This window comes from Bradyrhizobium vignae, from assembly GCF_900324035.1.
GTDB classification, from domain to species: domain Bacteria; phylum Pseudomonadota; class Alphaproteobacteria; order Rhizobiales; family Xanthobacteraceae; genus Bradyrhizobium; species Bradyrhizobium vignae.
The window spans coordinates 3528678-3546592 of sequence record NZ_LS398110.1 but is presented as its reverse complement, the minus strand read 5'-3'; the positions used below and the strand labels follow the sequence as shown (position 1 = coordinate 3546592).

15 protein-coding genes, 1 tRNA gene and 1 pseudogene are annotated in these 17915 nt (G+C 63.4%); 6 read left to right on the top strand and 11 right to left on the bottom strand.

What is annotated here, in order from left to right:
• The first annotated feature begins 97 nt into the window (after window positions 1–97).
• Window positions 98–1255, top strand: a complete 1158-nt coding sequence (locus BRAD3257_RS17225; RefSeq protein ID WP_160118820.1) for a S1C family serine protease — start codon at window positions 98–100, stop codon at window positions 1253–1255.
• Between the two features lie 89 nt (window positions 1256–1344).
• On the opposite strand, the gene BRAD3257_RS17220 is transcribed toward BRAD3257_RS17225, so the two are convergent.
• The 3 genes from BRAD3257_RS17220 to BRAD3257_RS17210 form a co-directional block, all read right to left on the bottom strand.
• Window positions 1345–3249 (bottom strand): sensor domain-containing diguanylate cyclase, encoded by a 1905-nt coding sequence (locus BRAD3257_RS17220; RefSeq protein WP_244607975.1) that lies wholly within the window; start codon window positions 3247–3249, stop codon window positions 1345–1347.
• A gap of 118 nt (window positions 3250–3367) precedes the next feature.
• Window positions 3368–5500 (bottom strand): glycosyltransferase, encoded by a 2133-nt coding sequence (locus tag BRAD3257_RS17215; protein WP_244608019.1) that lies wholly within the window; start codon window positions 5498–5500, stop codon window positions 3368–3370.
• Between the two features lie 21 nt (window positions 5501–5521).
• A complete protein-coding gene (locus tag BRAD3257_RS17210; RefSeq protein ID WP_244607974.1) occupies window positions 5522–6802 on the bottom strand; it encodes an HlyD family secretion protein in 1281 nt (426 codons plus the stop codon).
• Window positions 6803–7008: 206 nt separating this feature from the next.
• Here BRAD3257_RS17210 and BRAD3257_RS39305 point away from each other — a divergent pair, with 206 nt between their 5' ends.
• On the top strand, window positions 7009–7281 hold the full coding sequence (locus tag BRAD3257_RS39305) for a hypothetical protein (RefSeq protein ID WP_129143225.1): 273 nt from the start codon (window positions 7009–7011) through the stop codon (window positions 7279–7281).
• Between the two features lie 480 nt (window positions 7282–7761).
• On the opposite strand, the gene BRAD3257_RS17205 is transcribed toward BRAD3257_RS39305, so the two are convergent.
• Window positions 7762–7846: transfer RNA gene (locus BRAD3257_RS17205), tRNA-Leu, on the bottom strand.
• Between the two features lie 165 nt (window positions 7847–8011).
• Window positions 8012–8254 (bottom strand): FliM/FliN family flagellar motor switch protein, encoded by a 243-nt coding sequence (locus BRAD3257_RS17200; protein WP_018647371.1) that lies wholly within the window; start codon window positions 8252–8254, stop codon window positions 8012–8014.
• Between the two features lie 67 nt (window positions 8255–8321).
• Here BRAD3257_RS17200 and lipB point away from each other — a divergent pair, with 67 nt between their 5' ends.
• Together lipB and BRAD3257_RS17190 are read left to right on the top strand one after the other, a co-directional pair.
• Window positions 8322–9071, top strand: a complete 750-nt coding sequence (gene lipB, locus BRAD3257_RS17195; protein ID WP_122402792.1) for a lipoyl(octanoyl) transferase LipB — start codon at window positions 8322–8324, stop codon at window positions 9069–9071.
• A gap of 186 nt (window positions 9072–9257) precedes the next feature.
• Window positions 9258–9971: a DNA helicase gene (locus BRAD3257_RS17190; RefSeq protein WP_122402791.1), complete on the top strand. Its 714-nt coding sequence runs from the start codon at window positions 9258–9260 to the stop codon at window positions 9969–9971.
• Between the two features lie 47 nt (window positions 9972–10018).
• Here the strand turns inward: BRAD3257_RS17190 and BRAD3257_RS17185 are convergent, their stop codons facing one another.
• Entirely contained in the window at window positions 10019–10441 is a 423-nt protein-coding gene (locus BRAD3257_RS17185; protein ID WP_122402790.1) for a tautomerase family protein, read from the bottom strand.
• 111 nt (window positions 10442–10552) lie between these two features.
• Here BRAD3257_RS17185 and BRAD3257_RS17180 point away from each other — a divergent pair, with 111 nt between their 5' ends.
• Window positions 10553–11404, top strand: coding sequence for a LysR family transcriptional regulator (locus BRAD3257_RS17180; protein WP_122402789.1), 852 nt, complete (start codon window positions 10553–10555; stop codon window positions 11402–11404).
• 16 nt (window positions 11405–11420) lie between these two features.
• Here BRAD3257_RS17180 and BRAD3257_RS41955 read toward each other — a convergent pair.
• A pseudogene (locus BRAD3257_RS41955) lies at window positions 11421–11621 on the bottom strand (DUF1731 domain-containing protein); the annotation flags it as partial.
• 105 nt (window positions 11622–11726) lie between these two features.
• Here BRAD3257_RS41955 and BRAD3257_RS17170 point away from each other — a divergent pair.
• The gene (locus BRAD3257_RS17170) at window positions 11727–13244 is read left to right on the top strand and encodes a PAS domain-containing sensor histidine kinase (protein ID WP_122402788.1); all 1518 of its coding nucleotides are present in this window, start codon (window positions 11727–11729) and stop codon (window positions 13242–13244) included.
• A gap of 57 nt (window positions 13245–13301) precedes the next feature.
• Here the strand turns inward: BRAD3257_RS17170 and BRAD3257_RS17165 are convergent, their stop codons facing one another.
• From BRAD3257_RS17165 to BRAD3257_RS17150, 4 genes are all read right to left on the bottom strand, one after another.
• Window positions 13302–13601 (bottom strand): acylphosphatase, encoded by a 300-nt coding sequence (locus BRAD3257_RS17165; RefSeq protein WP_122402787.1) that lies wholly within the window; start codon window positions 13599–13601, stop codon window positions 13302–13304.
• On the bottom strand, window positions 13598–14476 hold the full coding sequence (locus BRAD3257_RS17160; protein ID WP_122402786.1) for an isocitrate lyase/PEP mutase family protein: 879 nt from the start codon (window positions 14474–14476) through the stop codon (window positions 13598–13600). The genes BRAD3257_RS17165 and BRAD3257_RS17160 overlap by 4 nt, the downstream gene beginning before the upstream one ends.
• Window positions 14477–14622: 146 nt before the next feature.
• Complete coding sequence (locus BRAD3257_RS17155; RefSeq protein ID WP_122402785.1) at window positions 14623–16638, bottom strand: acetyl-CoA carboxylase biotin carboxylase subunit; 2016 nt, start codon at window positions 16636–16638, stop codon at window positions 14623–14625.
• A 163-nt stretch (window positions 16639–16801) separates the two neighbouring features.
• Complete coding sequence (locus tag BRAD3257_RS17150; RefSeq protein WP_122402784.1) at window positions 16802–17893, bottom strand: zinc-binding metallopeptidase family protein; 1092 nt, start codon at window positions 17891–17893, stop codon at window positions 16802–16804.
• Window positions 17894–17915: the final 22 nt, after the last annotated feature.

The following is a 17915-nucleotide window of genomic DNA, read 5'->3' as shown; positions in this document are numbered from 1 at the left end:
ATTTCGGCGAGCCAAGGCGCACCATCTCCTTGAGAGCACAGCTTTGCAAGACACGACAGCCGGCGATCGAAGCAGAGAGCCAGACAACGGAAGAGCTATGAAAATGGACTTGGCGTTACGAAAACTGATTCACGCCCACCTTCGAACATCTGCGATCAGCATGGTCGCACTAGCGGCCCTGACGGTTAGTACCGCGCCTGCCGAGCCGAAGTCGGATGGAGCGCCCAATACTTTCGCTGAGATCGCTGAGAGAGTTCAGCCGGCGGTCATTGGTGTCATCTCGAAATCTGCCGAACCTGAGCAAATTGTGCCAGATCTGCCGTTCAGCGATATGCCAGATGAAGATACCCCCGACGCGCAGGCCTCGAAACCCTCCGAAAAAGACCCGAACGTACGCGAAACGATTGCAATCGGATCGGGCTTCTTCATCTCTCCGGACGGCTACGCCGTGACCAACAGCCATGTCGTCAAGGACAACGGTACTGCCGAGATCCGCACGACCGACAAGAAAACCTACTCGGCAAAGGTGATCGGGAGGGACCCGCTCAGTGATCTGGCCCTCATCAAGGTCGACGGCCGCACCGACTTTGGCTACGTGAAGGTGGCGGAACAATCACCACGCGTCGGTGACTGGGTGCTCACCGCGGGCAATCCATTCGGGCTTGGTGGAACAGTCACGGCGGGCATCGTCTCGGCCCGCGAACGCGAAATCGAGAATGGTCCGACCGACGGCTTCCTTCAGATTGACGCACCGATCAACAGCGGCGATTCGGGCGGGCCAACTCTCGACACCAACGGCGATGTCATTGGCGTGAACAGTATGATCCTTTCTCTATCGGGTGGCTGGGCGGGCGTTGCATTTGCCATCCCAGCCGAAACGGTCAGGAGCGTGATACCCCAACTGAAGGAGAAGGGTACCGTAACACGCGGGTCGATAGGGGTCGAAGTCCAATCAGTGACCCCCGAGATCTCCGACAGCCTCGGTGCCGACGATCTTCACGGTGCGATCGTGACAAACGTTCAAACCAATGGTTCCGCGGCGAAGGCCGGCTTGCGAAGCGGCGACGTCATCACGAAGGTAGAAGGAGATGCGGTCAGGAGCGCCTCCGAATTGACAAAGAAGATCCACGCTATGGCACCCGGCTCCTCAGCTCAGCTCGCGATGGTTCGCGCCGGAAAGCAAAGTATATTGAGCGTGACCTTGGACCAGCTCCCACGCGAGCCGCGGCAGCGTCCACCTATAAATCCGGAGTAGTAGCCAACGTCCGCTGGAAAAGGCCTGGACCAGGAGACTTGGGCGACCAGGAGACTTGGGCAACCAGGAGACTTGGGCTGAGTTGCCATTCAAGCCCGTATCGAGCCGGGCCACGCGATGATTTGCCCTGACATCACAAGGCCGTTGCGCCCGCTGTCCTTGGCGGCGTAAAGCGCCTTATCCGCAGCCGCTATTAATGACGCGCAATCCGCCCTGTCGGTCAGCGCCACATGTGTTGCGCCGCCAATGCTCACAGTGACTTGCTTGGACGGCGGGTTGAGCGCGTGGAGGATGCCGAGTTCGTGGATCGCTTGCCGAATTTGCTCGCCGACCTGCTGGCAACCGCCTGCATCGGTGTTCGGTAACAGCAAGGCGAATTCCTCGCCACCATAACGCGCCGCCAGATCTGCCGGGCGTCTGGCGTACTCGCCCAGGACCCTGGCGATCGAGCGAAGACACGCGTCGCCGGCTTGATGGCCGTACTGATCGTTGAAGCTCTTGAAATGATCGACGTCGATCAGCAATAGCGATAAAGGCGTTCCGTCGCGCCTGGCCCGATCCCATTCCGCCGTCAGCCGCTCGTCGAAGTGCCTGCGATTTGCCAACGCCGTCAGGCCATCCGAAGTCGCGAGAGCCGACAGCTTATCCTCCAGGTCCTTATGCTCGGTCATGTCGCGCGAGATCGCCACTACGCCGTCGATGTCTGCACTCTGCTGATTCCTGGTGACGCGCAGCGCAGTTTCGATCCAGACCTCACTTCTCTCGCGATGACGGGTGCGATATGCAATTCTCGCCTCTTCGGCTTCGCCCTTCATCAGCGCGGAGATCGTTTGCTCAACACGTGCCAAGTCCGCGGGATTGATCCCGGCGAGAATTGACGTGTTCACCAACTCATTCGGAGCCCAGCCAAGAACCCGAGCGCTGGATGGCGACGCATAGAGGATCCGCCTGTCGATCGCGATGCGCATCACCATATCACCCGACTCCTCTGCAAGGAGGCGAAAATCTGCCTCCTTGGCGACCAGGGCTGCGGCCATCTTTTGCCGCTGGTGCAATTGATGCACCAGCAGGAGCCCTGCAACCGCCAGCCCTCCTGTCAGTCCCAGGACTGCAGCCATGCGCCCCAGAGCGGATCTGCGCCAGGGAGCCAAGACGTCCTCTTCGGATTCCGTGGCAACCACGAGAACAGGGTAGCGGGTGCTCCGTTGATAAAAGCTCAGGCGCCGAACCCCGTCGAGAGGCGAGGTGAAGTAGTAGGCGCCCGCAGCCGGCCGCTCGTGGAGGTTCCTGAACAGCGGTGCACCAGACAGATCGCGGCCCGTGTATCCGTTGTCGGGGCTGCGTGCGAGCACAATGCCATCAGCAGCAGCCAGCGCGATCGAACCATTCGGGCCGACGTCGAATCCGGCATAAAACTGCAGAAAAAAGTCAACGTCGATCGTCGTAAGGGCGACCCCCGCAAAACTGCCGTCGGGGTGATTGAAGCGCCTTGACGCGGTGATGATCCATTGCCCGCCCGATCGGCTCTTCACCGGATGTCCAATGAAGGTTCTCCGGTCATCCACGGCGCGATGATGCTGGAAATACTCCCTATCGCTGTTGTTGAGACCGGCGAAGTCCAGAGGCTCGCTGGTTGCGAGCCAGCGTCCGGTCTCGTCATAGATGAACACCGCCCGAATTCGATTCGCTGCCTTGCGCCGGGAAAGAAAGGCCTGAATCTTGGCAATTGCCGCAGGACCGGTTCCCTCGAGTTCGAGCTGGCCAACCAGAACATTGAGAACGGTGTCCGTGAGCTCGAAGGTGTCGTCCGCGTGTTGCGTTAGCGATCGGGCCAGATTGGCCATGTCCGTTTCGGAGTTCTTTAGCGTCGCTTGTCGCGAGGACCACTCCCGCCAGCCACTGAGTGCGACAATCGCCGCGCAGGCGACCGCCACAAATACGGATGCCCAGAACGTCAGACGCCCTTGGCGAACATCGCGGCGGTGATCGGCCAAGAGATATTCCCTCCACTCCTGAAACCCAAGACGAGTCGGGCTATGACGGGTTTGCCCATTTTCGGTTGAGGTTTGTGGCAGAACGTAGAAGGCGGCTGACCGCATCGCCGCCGACCGGCTAAGGCCAGGTTCTGGTGAAACCTGTCGGATGCAGGTTTCGAACTCCAGCGAGATGTGCCAGATCGCCGATCCGCGGTTGAGGCCGGATGACGAGGTTCTCGGCCGGCAGACGCTCAGCCGACGAAGACGCTGCGCCACTTGTCTCAATCCGGGGCAACGGCGCGGCCATTGACCAGATGCTCTTGAGCATCGTCGTGTTCACCGACCAAGCAACAGCGCTGGTCTCTTTCAGGCGGCCAACGGTGAAGAGCTTGCGAATCAACAGGTCTCGTTCAAGCGACTGTGGCAACCTGAACTGCAGTCCGACGAAGTGATCTCGTTGCTGCACGCTCGTCGCCTCGATCCAGCCCACCTGCATGATGTGTACGCGCAGCGGTTCTCCGTTGCGCGGGCACTCGAGACCGGAATCGAGCAAGACGCCCGCGCCGGAAAGGGAGATGTTGCTGATGCGCCCGGAAAGCAGCTCGCCAGCGTCGGTATGGATCACGACCGGTTCGTCGACTTCGAAGCGCTCCTCGGAACGCCCCATCCGCGCCTGTAGCGAGGTCATGCAGACGAAGAAGAGCACGACGATGTTCACGACGGACCAGAAGGCGACCATCGGTAAAGCGGCAGGATGATCGATGATCCGCCATTCCGGGATGGTGTTCAGAACGAGGCCGACAACCGTCAACGCCATCAGGGCCGCCGATAGCCAGAAGATATCTGCAGCATAAGTCGTGCGGCGCGCGGCGGCTCCCTTCGGCGTCACCCTGAATGCATGCCCTTTCGGCTTGACGAGTGTCCCGAGTACAGTCGGCAGAATCTTGAAGCTCTGGATAGTCGCCGACACCTGAGCAGCGAGCGGAAAGTGCGCGTGGGGCGCGAACCAGGAAATACCGCCGTTGAGCGCCAGGATCGCGGGAAACAAGTAATAGAAGACCGATTCAGGGGTGACCTCGACGACAGGCGCAAGGCCAGTCCACATGAAGACGATCGGAACCACCACGACCATGAGCGCCCGCAAGCCCAGTGAGAGCCAATGAGTCGGAAAGAAGAGGAGCCGATGCATCAGGCTCAGTCCGGGGCCGAGCGGCCCGGCGGCGAGATACAGGGTCTGGATCGCGCCGCGCGCCCAGCGTTGCCGTTGCACGAAAAACGCGCCAAGGCTTTCCGGCGCAAGGCCAATTGCCAGCGGTTCGCAAAGATAACGGGTGACGTACCCTTTGCGCAGCAGGACCAGCGTCAGCAGGATGTCTTCGGTGATGGACTGGGTCGGCAAGCAATCGCCGACCGTACGGAGGGCTGCACGACGGGTGACGGAGTTGGACCCACAACAGAAGGCACCATCCCAGCCGTCGCGCGCAGGCATGATGCAATCGAAGAAGAATCGTTGTTCGTCCGGCAGTCGCCGGTGCAGACCGAGATTCGCCTGCATCGGGTCCTCGTTGTAGAAGGCGTGCGGGCTCTGAACGATTGCGATCTTTGGATCGGCGAAGAAGCCCATTGTGCGCATCAGGAAATTGCGCTGCGGCACGAAGTCCGCGTCAAAGATCGCAAAGAAATCGCCATGCGTCATCGTCAGCGCATGATTGATATTACCGGCCTTCGCATTCAAATTGTCGGAACGAGTGAGATAACCGGCCCCCTTGCGTTCGCAGAGTTCCTTGAGCCAGGGCCTGCGACCGTCATCCAGGACCCAGACCTGGAAGTTGGGATAGTCCAGACATAGTGCGCCCGTGATGGTCTTTTCCAACACATCGAGCGGCTCGTCATAGGTGGGAATGAAGACGTCGACCGAGGGCAGTTCATCCTGCAGCAGGCCGCGAAGCCGGCGTTCGTGCTGATCTGCCTCGCTGCGTCGATCGGTCCTGCGTAGGAAGGTCAGGTAGAGAATAAACTGATCCGTGAAGGTCAGGAGCTCAACGAAGAGACAGAACCAGATCCAGCCGACCTGATACCAGCTCCCGCTTGCCGGCAGCACCGTTGTGAAGACACGCCATTCGAGATAGCGGGCAACGACGAGCCATACCGCGATGAAGACCGCTATACGCGCCCATGGGCGCGCGACCGCAAAGGTCGGCGCCAACAGGTACATCGCCGCAAAGACGCCCAGCATTGGCGCGAACAGCTGAGAGAGAGGCAGAATCATGGCCTGCACGGCAGTTCTCGCTCACAGGGATGATTGGTCGAGGTCCAGCCGAGCAGTCAGCCATTTCAGCTTCGAGCTGACCAAGTGAAGCAGGCCATCGGCTCTGCGCTCGAAGCGAACTTCGGCCAATCGTCCGATATCGCAGGAGCCGTTGTGGTCGGCCGCCGTCTCGTTGGGCGGCAACGAGATCTCGACGGTAATATTGCCGGGATCCGGCCGCTGCACCCGAGCCGCGAGCAGTCGATCATCGGCGTATGCCGCCGAGCCGCGAACTTGCCGGACCTGGCCGGTCTTCCAATCCCGACTCCCGATCAGGCGGACAGCCGCCGCATCTCCGGCCTTGATCTTCTCGAAATCGCGCTCGGGCAGTTCAACGACGATGAAGCGGCGCTCGCAATCTGCAAAATCAAAGACCGATTGCCCTTCCGTGACCATCGAGCCTGGACTGGCCGCGACCGACCAGACCACATGGGCTGCGGGCAACGATAGATCGTAGTGTTGAAGGCGATCAAGTCGAGCGCGCTCCTCTGCGATTTCAGCGGCCAGCTGCGCGGAACGCGAGCTGTTTTGCAGCAGGTCCGTCTCGAGCTCCTGGCGGCGGAGAACAAGCCGCTCGCGCTGCTGCTGAGAATAAGGCACGTCATTGGCATCGCTGCGAAGATAAATGCCCTTCTCGGCCGCCGCCAACTCGGTCTTGAAGCGCTGCAGGCGCTCATCGGCCATCTGACACCGCGTTGCAGTTGCTTCCTGAGACGCTTGGGCCTCGGCCGAACGGATCTGTGAGCTGATGCCGAGCTTAACGAGCCTCTCCATCCGGCCCGCGACATCGTTCCGCTGCCGCGCCTCGGCGAGACAGCCACCTCTTTCAGCCTCCGTTTCTCCGATCTCGTGACTGAGGCGCGCCATCGCCCCCAAACGATAGTCCTCACTGCGCTCGCCGAGCTTGCGATCGAGCTCGGCGATTTCCTCAAGTTGCCGACGTGCGAGCTCGGCGCGTTTGGTGGACACGGCAAGCTGCTGATCGAGGTCCATGAGGTGCCGACGATCCGGCGAACGCGCCTCGACCAGCGACACCACCCGGGCGCGCTGGAAATATTCACCTTTGCGTGGAAGATCAGGCGCGAGCTGACCCGCGATCGGTGCAGTCACTCGCATGAGCTCGGCGTTGACGAAGGCGGAGGGAGCGATTCGGTAGGTCACATACGGCAGCAGGGCCCATCCGCTCAGAGCGATGATGCCGAGCGCCAGGGATCGCCTGACGGTTCGGCTACGAATGAAGCGTTCGACATGCAAGCGGACCACGACTGAACCTCCAATAGGCTTTGGTCGCTGCGCCTGCCCCGGCGAAGCAAACCAATCGCCGCCGCTCGCCCAGCATTTCCGCGAAGTCTGCGTCTGAGGCGCCAGTCAATCCGCTGTCATTTGCCGGCATCGGATTTCGTCGCGTCGCAAACTCGTCGTCGCAACCGAGAGAAGTGTATCGAGCTTTCACCACATGAGGTTAATCCGTGTCAAAACCGGATGATTACGGCCCGCACAGAAATCACGATGCCAACTTATCCCGGCTTGAAAGACGCATTGGCGGCAATCTCCTCCGCGAAGCAGCCTTGCAATCGGTCGAGACTGATCATCGCGCGCGCTTTGATGCGACCGTCTGCGAAGAGGATGCCGCACACGCCGGCTGCACCGCTCAGCTCATCGTCCAGCAACGGCGCGCTTTAGCGCTTTTCGGAGGCGCGCCTTCCGAGCGCGTCACCACATTGGGCGAACGCAGAGGATAGACGTTGTCGCTATAGTGGCGGGTGCAAACGTCCGGGCCGCGATCGAGCAGCAGCCGTGCACAGTCCCCGCGATCTTGCGAGGCCGCATGTGCCGTTCGCCGCGCCCAGGTCAGGATGCGAATCCCGCCGACCCGTTGGCGCGGCGCCCCCCACCGCGGAGACCGTGATGGCGTTGCTCTGCGCGCATCCGTTCGCAAAATCACAGCCGCACGTTGCGAGTTCGGGTCCGGTGAGTTGTCCGCGATGAGAGCCGGCCGATGTCTAGGGTTGGCGAGGCCACTGCCTCACGCGCAAATCGTGATTTTCCCGGCGCGCAGTTGGTCCACCGAAGACACGACCAGGCAAAGGGACTAACGCGCGATCGAGATATGCAGGATCAAGAAGCGGGGATGCGCCCAAATGCGATTCTATTCGCGGTCTGGAGCAATAGACTGGGAAGAGAAGCCGCGAAATCTTTTGTAAAACAGAGGCTTATGCCCTTGGTGCGCTCGGAGGGACTCGAACCCCCACGGTGTTACCCACTGCCACCTCAAGGCAGCGCGTCTACCAGTTCCGCCACGAGCGCTAAGGGATGCCGGCTTGAGGTTTTGAGGCCGGCCGGATCAGCGGCGCCGATCTAACAAATCCATCATGGGGATACAAGCCTACAAAAGCCCTGAATTCCACAAGCTTGGCAGGAAAAACGCCGCCCTCCCCAGGAGATCGGCCGCTCCCGCGTGCCCCCGGGGCCCTACCTGGTCCCCGGCGAGCGCGGCAGCATCTGCTTGACCTCGACCGCGATGCGGTTGCGGTCGACCAGCACGACGCCGGAGGCGACCGGCAGATTATTGGCGAGCACCTTGACCTCGTCGGCCTCTGTTGCATCCAGCTCGATGATGGCGCCGCGGGAAAGACGTAATACTTGATGGATCGGCATGGTGGTCGTCCCGAGGACGACCATGAGATCCACGGTGACTTTATCGAGAGTGGGCACTGTCAGGACCGCTGCTACATGAGACTGGCATTTGCTCCCGAGATGATCACCACGTTATGGTTAGCCAATGGTTAATTCCCCTGAAAGCCCCCGCCAAAACCAACGGCAAGAGCTCGATCTGACGTCGCTTTCCGCCTCAGGCGGTGAGCCCGTCCAATGGCTCATCTCGGAAGCTCCGGTGCCCTATCCGGACGCGGTGGCCGCGATGGAGGCCCGGGTCGCCGCGATCGCGGCGGGCGAGTCCCCGGAATTGGTCTGGCTGCTCGAACACCCCCCGCTCTACACCTCGGGCACCTCGGGCAAGGAGTCCGACCTGCTCGATGCCCGTTTCCCGACCTTCGCAACCGGGCGCGGCGGGCAGCTCACCTATCACGGGCCGGGTCAGCGGGTGGCCTATGTCATGCTGGACCTCAAGCGGCGCCGGCCCGACGTCCGGGCCTATGTCGCAGGTCTGGAGGAGCTGATCCTGCGCACACTCGCCGCCTTCAACGTCCGCGGCGAGCGGCGCGAGGACCGGGTTGGTGTCTGGGTCAGGCGGCCCGACAAGGGGACGGATCACGAGGACAAGATTGCAGCGATCGGCGTCCGCCTCAAGCGCTGGGTCTCGTTCCACGGCATCGCCATCAATGTCGAGCCCGAGCTGTCGCATTTCTCGGGCATCGTGCCCTGCGGCGTCGCCGATCCCCGCTACGGCGTCACCTCGCTGGTCGATCTCGGCCAGCTCGTGACCATGGCCGATGTCGACATCGCGTTGAGGCAGGCGTTCGAAGAGCTGTTCGGACCGACCACGGCTCTGGTGCCCGAGGCCGCCGTCTAGCGGACACGCAGCAGGCCGTTCTCCGCAGACGTGGAATCGGCTACGCTCAATTCCGGCGCCGCCCACGCCTCCCCCCTCCGCCGGGAAAGCAGACTTCATGCCGGGCGAATTGATCATCGGACCGACTGTTCGAGCGCTGGGCATAAGGAGGGATTGCGATCATGCTCGGAATGGGAGGTTCTCACGATGAGACTGTCTGCGCCCATCTATCATCTCAAGCGCAAGGCGAAGCGCCTGTCCCGCGAGGAAGGCATTCCACTCCACGACGCACTTGACCGCATCGCCACCACGGAAGGGTTTTCCGCCTGGAGCCTGCTCGCGGCGAAAGCCGCGGCGGAGACGCCGGCCGGCAAGCTGTTTTCTCAATTCCGGCCGGGTGACCTTGTGCTGGTCGCTGCGCGCCCCGGTCATGGCAAAACCCTGATGAGTCTCGAACTTGCGGTGGAGGCCATGAGATCAGGCAGCCACGCGGCGTTCTTCTCGCTCGAATACACAGAAGGAGACGTTCTGGACCGCTTGCGGGCGATCGGCGTCGATCCCGCGCAATTCGACAATTTATTCGAGGTGGATTGCTCCGACGAGATCAGCGCCGAATACGTCGTCAAGCGGATGGCTCCGGTCCCACGCGGCACATTCGTCGTGATCGACTATCTGCAACTGCTCGACCAGAGGCGCGAAAATCCTGACCTCTCCGTTCAGGTACGTGCGCTGAAATCGTTCGCACGTGACAAGGGACTGATCGTGGTTTTCATCTCGCAGATCGATCGATCCTACGATCCCTCGACCAAGCCCTGTCCTGATCTCAGCGATGTCAGGTTGCCGAACCCGCTGGACCTGAAGCTGTTCGACAAGACGTGCTTCCTCAATAATTCCGAGGTTCGGTTCCGCGCAGCGAGCTGACGATCGCAACCGGCCGCGGGTGAGATTGCTCACCCGCGGCTTTCGGATCACGCCGCCTGCAGCGCAACCTCGAGCTTGCCGGCGATGTAGCGCCGCTCCTGGGTGAGGCCGCCGAAACCGTAGGCGTCGCCCTTGACCTCGTCGACATGCAGGTAAGTCTCGGGATGCAGCGGTCCCAGAATCTCGGCCATGCGCTCGAACATGGCGGCGAGATAGGCCGCCTTCTCGTCCTTGGTGTTGGTGCCTTCGGTGACGTGGATGTCGATCCAGTAGCTCGCAAGCTTCTGCTCGGCGAGCGACTGGCCGCCGGCGAACCAGTCGCCCGCATCCACGGACTTCACGATGATGGCGGTGACCTTGGGATCCTTGTGCAGGATCTTTGCGGTGAGCTCGGACACAGCATTCGCGATGTCGGCCTTCAGGGAGGGCGACTGACGAGACGAAGTGTAGGAGACGGTGATCAGCGGCATGGTGGTTCTCCTCGAGATGCCGCACCAATTGCGCGGCGTTGGTGAGAAGCTAGACCCGGGCTCATCATTTTGGTATCTTATCTATTCTGATATCAGTGATAACTATCTATAATGAATGCCATGCTCGATATCGCCACCGTCCAGGCGTTCCTGCTGGTCGCCGATCTCCAGAGCTTTACCCGTGCCGCCGAAGTGCTCGGCACGACGCAGGCGGCTGTCAGCCTCAAGCTGCAGCGGCTGGAGACGTTGCTGGGCAAACGCCTCGTCGAACGTTCTCCGCGCGCGGTCAGGCTCACCGCCGAGGGCGCGGCCTTCCTCGATCGCGCCCGCGCGCTGATGACGGCGCATGACCGCGCGCTCTCGGGCGAAGCGCCGCCCCCGCGATCGCTCTCGCTCGGCATCTCCGATCACGCGGCGGGAGCCGAACTGGTACCGCTACTCGAACGGCTGCACGCGATGTCGCCCAATCTCACTCTCGCCGTCACCATCGGCTTCTCGCGCGAGATGCAGGATGCCTACGACGCCGGCGAGCTGGATGCGGTGATCGTGCGTCAGGAAGGCAGCCGCCGCGGCGGCGAGAAGCTGGCTGAGGACGAGTTTTGCTGGTTTGCCTCACGACGCTTCACTCTGCCGAAAGGCGAGCCCCTGCCGCTCGCGACCCTCGCTCCCCCCTGCGGCGTTCGCGCCATCGCCGTGCGCGCGCTCGACAAGGCCGGTATCGCCTGGCGCGAGCGCTTCGTCGGTGGCGGCGTCACTGCGGTGGTCGCGGCAGCCCTTGCCGGTCTTGCGATCGCACCGCTGGCGCGGCGCATTGCGCCCCCCGGCCTGATCGACATCGGGCCCGCGCACAAGCTGCCGAAACTCGGCAGCTCGAAGGTAATGCTGCATTCGAAGATCAGCGATCCCGCCAAGCTGGCGGCGCTACGCGCGGTGGCGGCAACGTTCCGAAGCGCCGGCGCTTGAGTCCGCCTAACCCCCACAAGATCGCCTCGAACGCGCTCCCGTCGTCTCGTGACGAAACACGAAGCCGCGGCTCAGAGCGCCTTGTTGGGCGGCACGCGCTGGCCGCCCAGCAGCAGCTCATCGGCAAAGCCGCCACGGCCCAGCCGGTGCAGGCGGCGGGCGGGCTCTTCGGTCAATTCTTGCATTAATAACTGGGGATCGGCGCCGTGGCGTTGACGGTGCGCCCCTGCATACCCATCCTGACACTTGCCTAAAAATGTCCCATAGAACTGGAACAAACCCTCCGGCTGCGGCGTTTGTCCCTGTCGAGGCGGGGTCCGGGATGACCGAAAAGTTCAGTCAACAGAGAGACTTGTTCGAGAGCGAGCGCAGTTTCCGGCTGTTGGTTGAGGGGGTTGCCGACTACGCCCTCTACATGCTCGACCCCAAGGGGATCATCACCAGCTGGAACATCGGCGGCGAACGCATCAAGGGCTACTCGCCCGAGGAGATCCTCGGCCAGCATTTCTCGCGCTTCTACACCGAGGCCGACCGTGTCAATGGCAAGCCGGCGCGGGCGCTCCGTATCGCGCGGGAAAAGGGCCGATACGAGGAGGAAGGCTGGCGCGTCCGAAAGGACGGCACGTTCTTCTGGGCCAGTGTGGTGATCGACCCGATCTACGAGGACGGCGCGCTGATCGGCTTCGCCAAGATCACGCGCGACATCACTGAGCGTCGCAATTCCGAACTCAAGCTCGAAGCGATGCACAAGCAGCTGGCCGAGTCGCAGAAATTCGATGCGCTCGGACAACTCACCGGCGGGGTTGCCCACGACTTCAACAATCTTCTGATGATCATCAGCGGCAGCCTTCACATCCTGAAGAAGAGCGCCGGCGACGACGCCAAGCTCAAGCGCGCCGTCTCCGCAATCGAGACCGCGACCAGACGCGGCGCCGCGCTGACGAACCAGCTCCTCACCTTCGCGCGGCGGCAGAGCGTCAACCCGCAGGCGATCGATTTTGCCGAACGCGTCGCGGCCATCCGCGAGGTGCTCGACGCCGGCGTGGGCAGTTCCGTGCGTCTCGCCTTCGACATTCACTCCGACACGTGGCCGATCAAGGCCGACGTCTCCGAGCTCGAGACCGCGCTGCTCAACCTTGTCATCAACGCCCGCGACGCGATGCCGGACGGTGGCACGGTGACGATCGGGGCGCGCAATGTCGTGCTGAACGAGCCGCACCTCGCCGGCGACTTCGTCGCTATCGACGTCACCGATACCGGCATTGGAATTCCTTCCGACGTTCTCGGCAAGATCTTCGAGCCGTTCTTCACGACCAAGCCGATCGGAAAAGGCACCGGCCTCGGCCTTTCGCAGGTGCACGGCTTCGCCCACCAGGCCGGCGGCACGGTGAAGGTCGCAAGCGAGCTCGGCAAGGGCACCACATTCACCATCGTGCTGCCGCGCGGCACGGATGCGCCGTCGCGCAAGACATCGGCAACGACATTCCGCGGCAGCGGCACGGTGCTGCTGGTCGAGGACAATCCCGACGTCGCATCCGTCAGCACCGGCCTTCTGGAGCAGCTCGGCTACCACGTGCGCCGGGTCGCCGATGCCGAAGCGGCGCTGCTCGAGATCGAGAACAACGGCGTCGACTTCGTGTTCTCGGACATCGTCATGCCCGGCAAGATGGATGGGCTCAGCCTCGCCCGTCGCCTCCGCCAGATCCGCCCCGGCCTGCCGATCCTGCTTGCCACCGGTTACAGCGACGTCGCCGCCGGCGTCCGCGGCGATTTCCCGATCCTGCGCAAGCCCTACGAGATCCACGAGCTGAGCGAGGCAATCGCCAAGCTGCCAAGGTGAACGTTCACCTCGAGAGCTCGAGGGACAAGCCCGGGCAGGACGATCTCTTGTGAGCTCTCACACCGTCGGCAGCACCGAGAATGCTTCCCCTGCCCGGCGCAAATTCAGCTCATCCGCGCCTGCCGTTTCGCTGGTGACGCTGTCGACGCGCGAGGACGGCGGGCCGTGGCGGCACAGCGCGACCATATCGGCAACGTGCTTCGGCGCGCCGGCGAACAGCGCTTCCACGCTGCCGTCGCGGCGGTTACGCACCCAGCCTTCGAGGCCGCTCGTTGTCGCCTGATACTCGACCCAAGCCCGGTAGCCGACGCCCTGCACGCGCCCGCGGATCACGACCTGGAGGATAGCGCGGCTCACTTGTTCGGTCCCAAGTTCTGTTCCAGGACATCGGCGCTGCGCGCCTTGACGGCGCTCTCGCGCATGACGCGGGCCATCAGCTCCGACGATGCCAGGCCCTTGAGGCTTTTCGGCGCCATGCCCTCGCGCAACGCCTTCTGCGTCTCGTAGACCGCCTGCGTCGCGGCGGCGATCGGCGCATGGCCCTGGAGCGCGATGCGCACGCGCTGGCTCGCAAGGTAATCGAGCCCGTTCAGTTCCTCCGGCGCGCCGCCGAGCACGATCGGCAGGCGCGTGGCGGATGCGATGGTCTCGAGCTCGGTACGCGATTTGATGCCGGTGAAGAACAGCGCATCGACACCGGTGGCCTCATAGGCCTCGGCGCGGCGAACCGCGTCCTCGATCGAGGTGATCGCGGCAGCGCCCGTGCGGCCCATGATGACGAGCGTGGGATCGCTGCGGCCGTCGAGCGCCGCCTTCATCTTGCCGACGCCTTCCTCGAGCGGGATCAGCTGCGTCTTCGTCTCCCCGAACGCAGCCGGGAGCAGCGTGTCCTCGATGGTGAGGCCGGCGGCACCGGCCGTCTCCAGCTCCTGCACCGTGCGGCGCACGTTGAGCGCATTGCCGTAGCCGTGATCGGCATCGACCAGAACGGGGAGCGCCGAGGCGCGCGACATCCGCCGCATCTGCTCGGCAAGCTCGGTGAGCGTGATCAGCGTGACATCGGGGTCGCCGAGCACGGCGAGCGAGGCCACCGATCCCCCGAACATGCCGAGCGGAAAGCCGAGATCCTCCGCGATACGGATCGAGATGGCGTCGTAGACGGAGCCGGGATGGACGCACGTCCCGCCCGACAGGATCGATCGCAGTTTCTCGCGGCGGGAACGAAAGGCCATGGTTGCCTCGCTTTCAATTCCTCATCCTGAGGAGCGCGCTCTTGCGCGCGTCTCGAAGGATGAAGGCCCGGCTGTTGGCCTCGCCCTCGAGACGCCGCGCAGGCGCGGCTCCTCAGGGTGAGGGTCTCCTGTTGTGCCTGAAGCGATTACGCAAACTCCAAGATCAGCGCGTCCACCGCGAGCGTCGCGCCGGCGCCGGCGTGGATCTTCTTCACGGTGCCGTCCTGCTCGGCGCGCAGCACGTTCTGCATCTTCATGGCCTCGACCACCGCCAGCGTCTCGCCGGCCTTGACCTCCTGCCCTTCGCTGACCGCGATCGAGACCACGAGGCCGGGCATCGGGCAGAGCAGCTTCTTGCCGGTGTCGGAGGCCGTCGTCACCGGCATCAGCCGCGCGGAGGCCGCCTCAGCCTCGGTCCAGACATAGACCGGCACCTCGACACCCTGATGTGCGAGGCGGATGCCGTTGGCGATCGGCCGCGCCTGCACGGCGACGAACTGACCGTCGATGGTGCCCTGCCAGACCGGATCGCCCGGCTTCCATGGCGAGTGCAACAGATGCGCGTTGCCGGCCTTGCCGTCGGGATCGATGAAGCGGATCGCGATCGCCTCGCCCTCGCGCGCCACCTCGAGCAGGATCTCCTGGCGATCGAGCCAGACCGCGCGACGCCGCTCGCGCTGCACGACGCGCCCACCCATTTGGCCCGAGATCTGCCGCTTGCGCTCCCCCAGCACGTGATCGATGGCGGCGCCGACCGCGGCGATCCGCCGCGCGACCTCGCCTTCGGGCACGCGCACCGCAAACCCCTTGGGGAACTCCTCGGCGATGAAGCCGGTCGAGAGCCGTCCCTCGCGCCAGCGCGGATGATGCATCAGCGCCGACAGGAACGGGATGTTGTGCCTGATGCCGTCGACATAGAACGAATCCAGAGCGGTCGACTGCGCCTCGATCGCGGCCGCGCGCGACGGCGCATGCGTGACGAGCTTTGCGATCATCGGATCGTAATGGATCGAGATCTCGCCGCCCTCCTGCACGCCGGTATCGTTGCGGATGGTGATGCCGTCCTTGCTGGCTTCCGCCGGCGGGCGATATTTCACGAGCCGCCCGATCGAAGGCAGGAAGCTGCGGAACGGATCCTCGGCATAGAGGCGCGATTCCACCGCCCAGCCGGTGAGCGTGACGTCCTTCTGCGCGATGGCGAGCTTCTCGCCGGCGGCGACGCGGATCATCTGCTCGACGAGATCGATGCCGGTGACGAGCTCGGTGACGGGATGCTCGACCTGGAGTCGCGTGTTCATCTCCAGGAAATAGAAGCTCTTGTCTTGCCCGGCGACGAACTCGACGGTGCCGGCGGAGTCGTAGTTCACGGCCTTCGCCAGTGCGACCGCTTGCTCACCCATCTTGCGGCGGGTCTCCTCGTCGAGCAGCGGCGATGGCGCCTCCTCGATGACCTTCTGGTTGCGGCGCTGGATCGAGCATTCGCGCTCGCCGAGATGGATCACGTTGCCGTGCTTGTCGCCCAGCACCTGGATCTCGATGTGGCGGGGATCGACGATGAATTTTTCGACGAAGACGCGGTCGTCGCCGAACGACGCCTTGGCCTCGGCCTTGGCGAGGTTGAAACCCTCGGCGACCTCCGCCTTCGAATGCGCAATGCGCATGCCCTTGCCGCCGCCGCCGGCGGACGCCTTGATCATCACGGGATAGCCGATCTCGTCGGCGATGCGAACCGCGTGCTTGTCATCCTCGATGACGCCGAGATAGCCGGGCACGGTCGAGACCTTGGCCTTGGCGGCGGCCTTCTTGGATTCGATCTTGTCGCCCATCGCGGCGATGGCGCCCGGGTTCGGGCCGATGAAGACGACGCCGGCCGCTTCCAGCGCGCGCGGAAACGCCTCGCGCTCGGACAGGAAACCGTAGCCGGGATGCACGGCCTCGGCCCCCGTCTTGCGGCAGGCGTCCACGATCTTCTCGATCACCAGATAGCTCTCGGCGGCGGCGGCAGGGCCGATCAGCACGGCCTCGTCGGCCATCTCGACATGGAGGGCATCGCGGTCGGCCTCGGAATAGACCGCAACCGTCTGAATTCCCATCTTGCGGGCAGTCTTGATGACCCGGCAGGCGATTTCGCCGCGATTGGCGATCAGAATGCGCTTGAACATGCTTTCCTTGAGTCTCGACCTTGGGCGGGACCCTTCCCTGGCCGTTGGGACCTATGGGACGGGCCGTGTGGCTCCCGTGGTACATCAAAATCGGCCGGAGGCAACGGTCTAAATCCGGGGCTTCTGGCGTGCCAGCGCAAGACCGAAATGGGCGCGGCGAGCCCTAGGGACGCCGTGCAGCTTCCCGAGGCTTGCCCGCCTTGGCCGCATCCCGGACCAGGCCATGAACGAAGCCGAGCTTGGCGACCACCGCGGGCGACAGGATGAAGGGATAGAGGTCGCGCAGGCCCATGGCGCGGTTGACGCTGTTCATGGCGAAGGTGAAGGGCAGCCATGCGCCGACCAGCGCCTCGACGTCCCTCGCCTCGTAAGGGTTGAAGCGGATGCGCGCCGTCAACTCCCCGTCGCGGTCGACCTTGGGGCGCACCTCCATGCCGAACTCGGCGGCCATTTCCAGGGTGTCGACGATGTGGAGGTAGTGCGCCCAGGTCTCGGCGAAATCCTCCCAGGGATGCGTCGTGGCGTAGGCCGAGACGTAGCTCTGCTGCCAGTCCGGGGGCGGGCCTTCGGCATAGTGACGCTGCAGGGCCTGGCCGTAATCGGCCGCATCGTCGCCGAACACGGCGCGGCACTGGTCGAGCTTGCCGCCATCGCGCACCAGCACGTCCCAGAAATAGTGGCCGACCTCGTGGCGGAAATGCCCGAGCAGTGTCCGGTAGGGCTCGCCCATCTCGAGCCGGCGTCGCTCGCGCTCGATGTCGTCAGCCTCGGTCAGCGCGATCGTGATCAGGCCGTTGTCATGGCCGGTCATGACCTTTTCGCCGCTGTGTGGATCGTCGGCGAGGAAGTTGAAGATCAGCCCATGCTCGGGATTGTCCTGCCGGGTCTGGAGCGGCAGCTTCCAGCGGATCAGGGAATAGAATAGACGGTGCTTGGCCACCTCCAGCTCGCGCCATCCGGCGAGTTGCGCCGGATCCGAGAGGTTCGGCACGGTCCCATTGTGGCGGCAGGCGCGGCAATAGCCGATGGTATCGCCTGGGTCTGTCAGCCAGTTGCAGGCGTCGTACTCGGCATTCCGGCACAGCATCCGGCCTTCGCCTTTGTCGGCCAGTGTCCTCCAGGCGTCTCCGTCGAGTTCGATCGCCGACATCGTCTCCTTCTCCGGCAGGAAGGCGACCCGATGGCCACAGCGTTCGCAAGCGCGGTTCTCGAAATAGAGGACATTGCCGCAAGCCTGGCAGACAAAGAGCTTCAAGATTTTGGCCTTTCGGAAAGGG

Excerpts from the sequence above, each read along its gene's own strand:
- BRAD3257_RS17185 (WP_122402790.1), bottom strand. The coding sequence starts at position 10,441 with ATGCCGCTGATCACCGTCTCCTACACTTCGTCTCGTCAGTCGCCCTCC.
- BRAD3257_RS17215 (WP_244608019.1), bottom strand. The coding sequence starts at position 5,500 with ATGATTCTGCCTCTCTCTCAGCTGTTCGCGCCAATGCTGGGCGTCTTT.
- BRAD3257_RS17170 (WP_122402788.1), top strand. The coding sequence starts at position 11,727 with ATGACCGAAAAGTTCAGTCAACAGAGAGACTTGTTCGAGAGCGAGCGC.
- BRAD3257_RS17190 (WP_122402791.1), top strand. The coding sequence starts at position 9,258 with ATGAGACTGTCTGCGCCCATCTATCATCTCAAGCGCAAGGCGAAGCGC.
- lipB (WP_122402792.1), top strand. The coding sequence starts at position 8,322 with ATGGTTAATTCCCCTGAAAGCCCCCGCCAAAACCAACGGCAAGAGCTC.
- BRAD3257_RS17160 (WP_122402786.1), bottom strand. The coding sequence starts at position 14,476 with ATGGCCTTTCGTTCCCGCCGCGAGAAACTGCGATCGATCCTGTCGGGC.
- BRAD3257_RS17155 (WP_122402785.1), bottom strand. The coding sequence starts at position 16,638 with ATGTTCAAGCGCATTCTGATCGCCAATCGCGGCGAAATCGCCTGCCGG.
- BRAD3257_RS17225 (WP_160118820.1), top strand. The coding sequence starts at position 98 with ATGAAAATGGACTTGGCGTTACGAAAACTGATTCACGCCCACCTTCGA.
- BRAD3257_RS17180 (WP_122402789.1), top strand. The coding sequence starts at position 10,553 with ATGAATGCCATGCTCGATATCGCCACCGTCCAGGCGTTCCTGCTGGTC.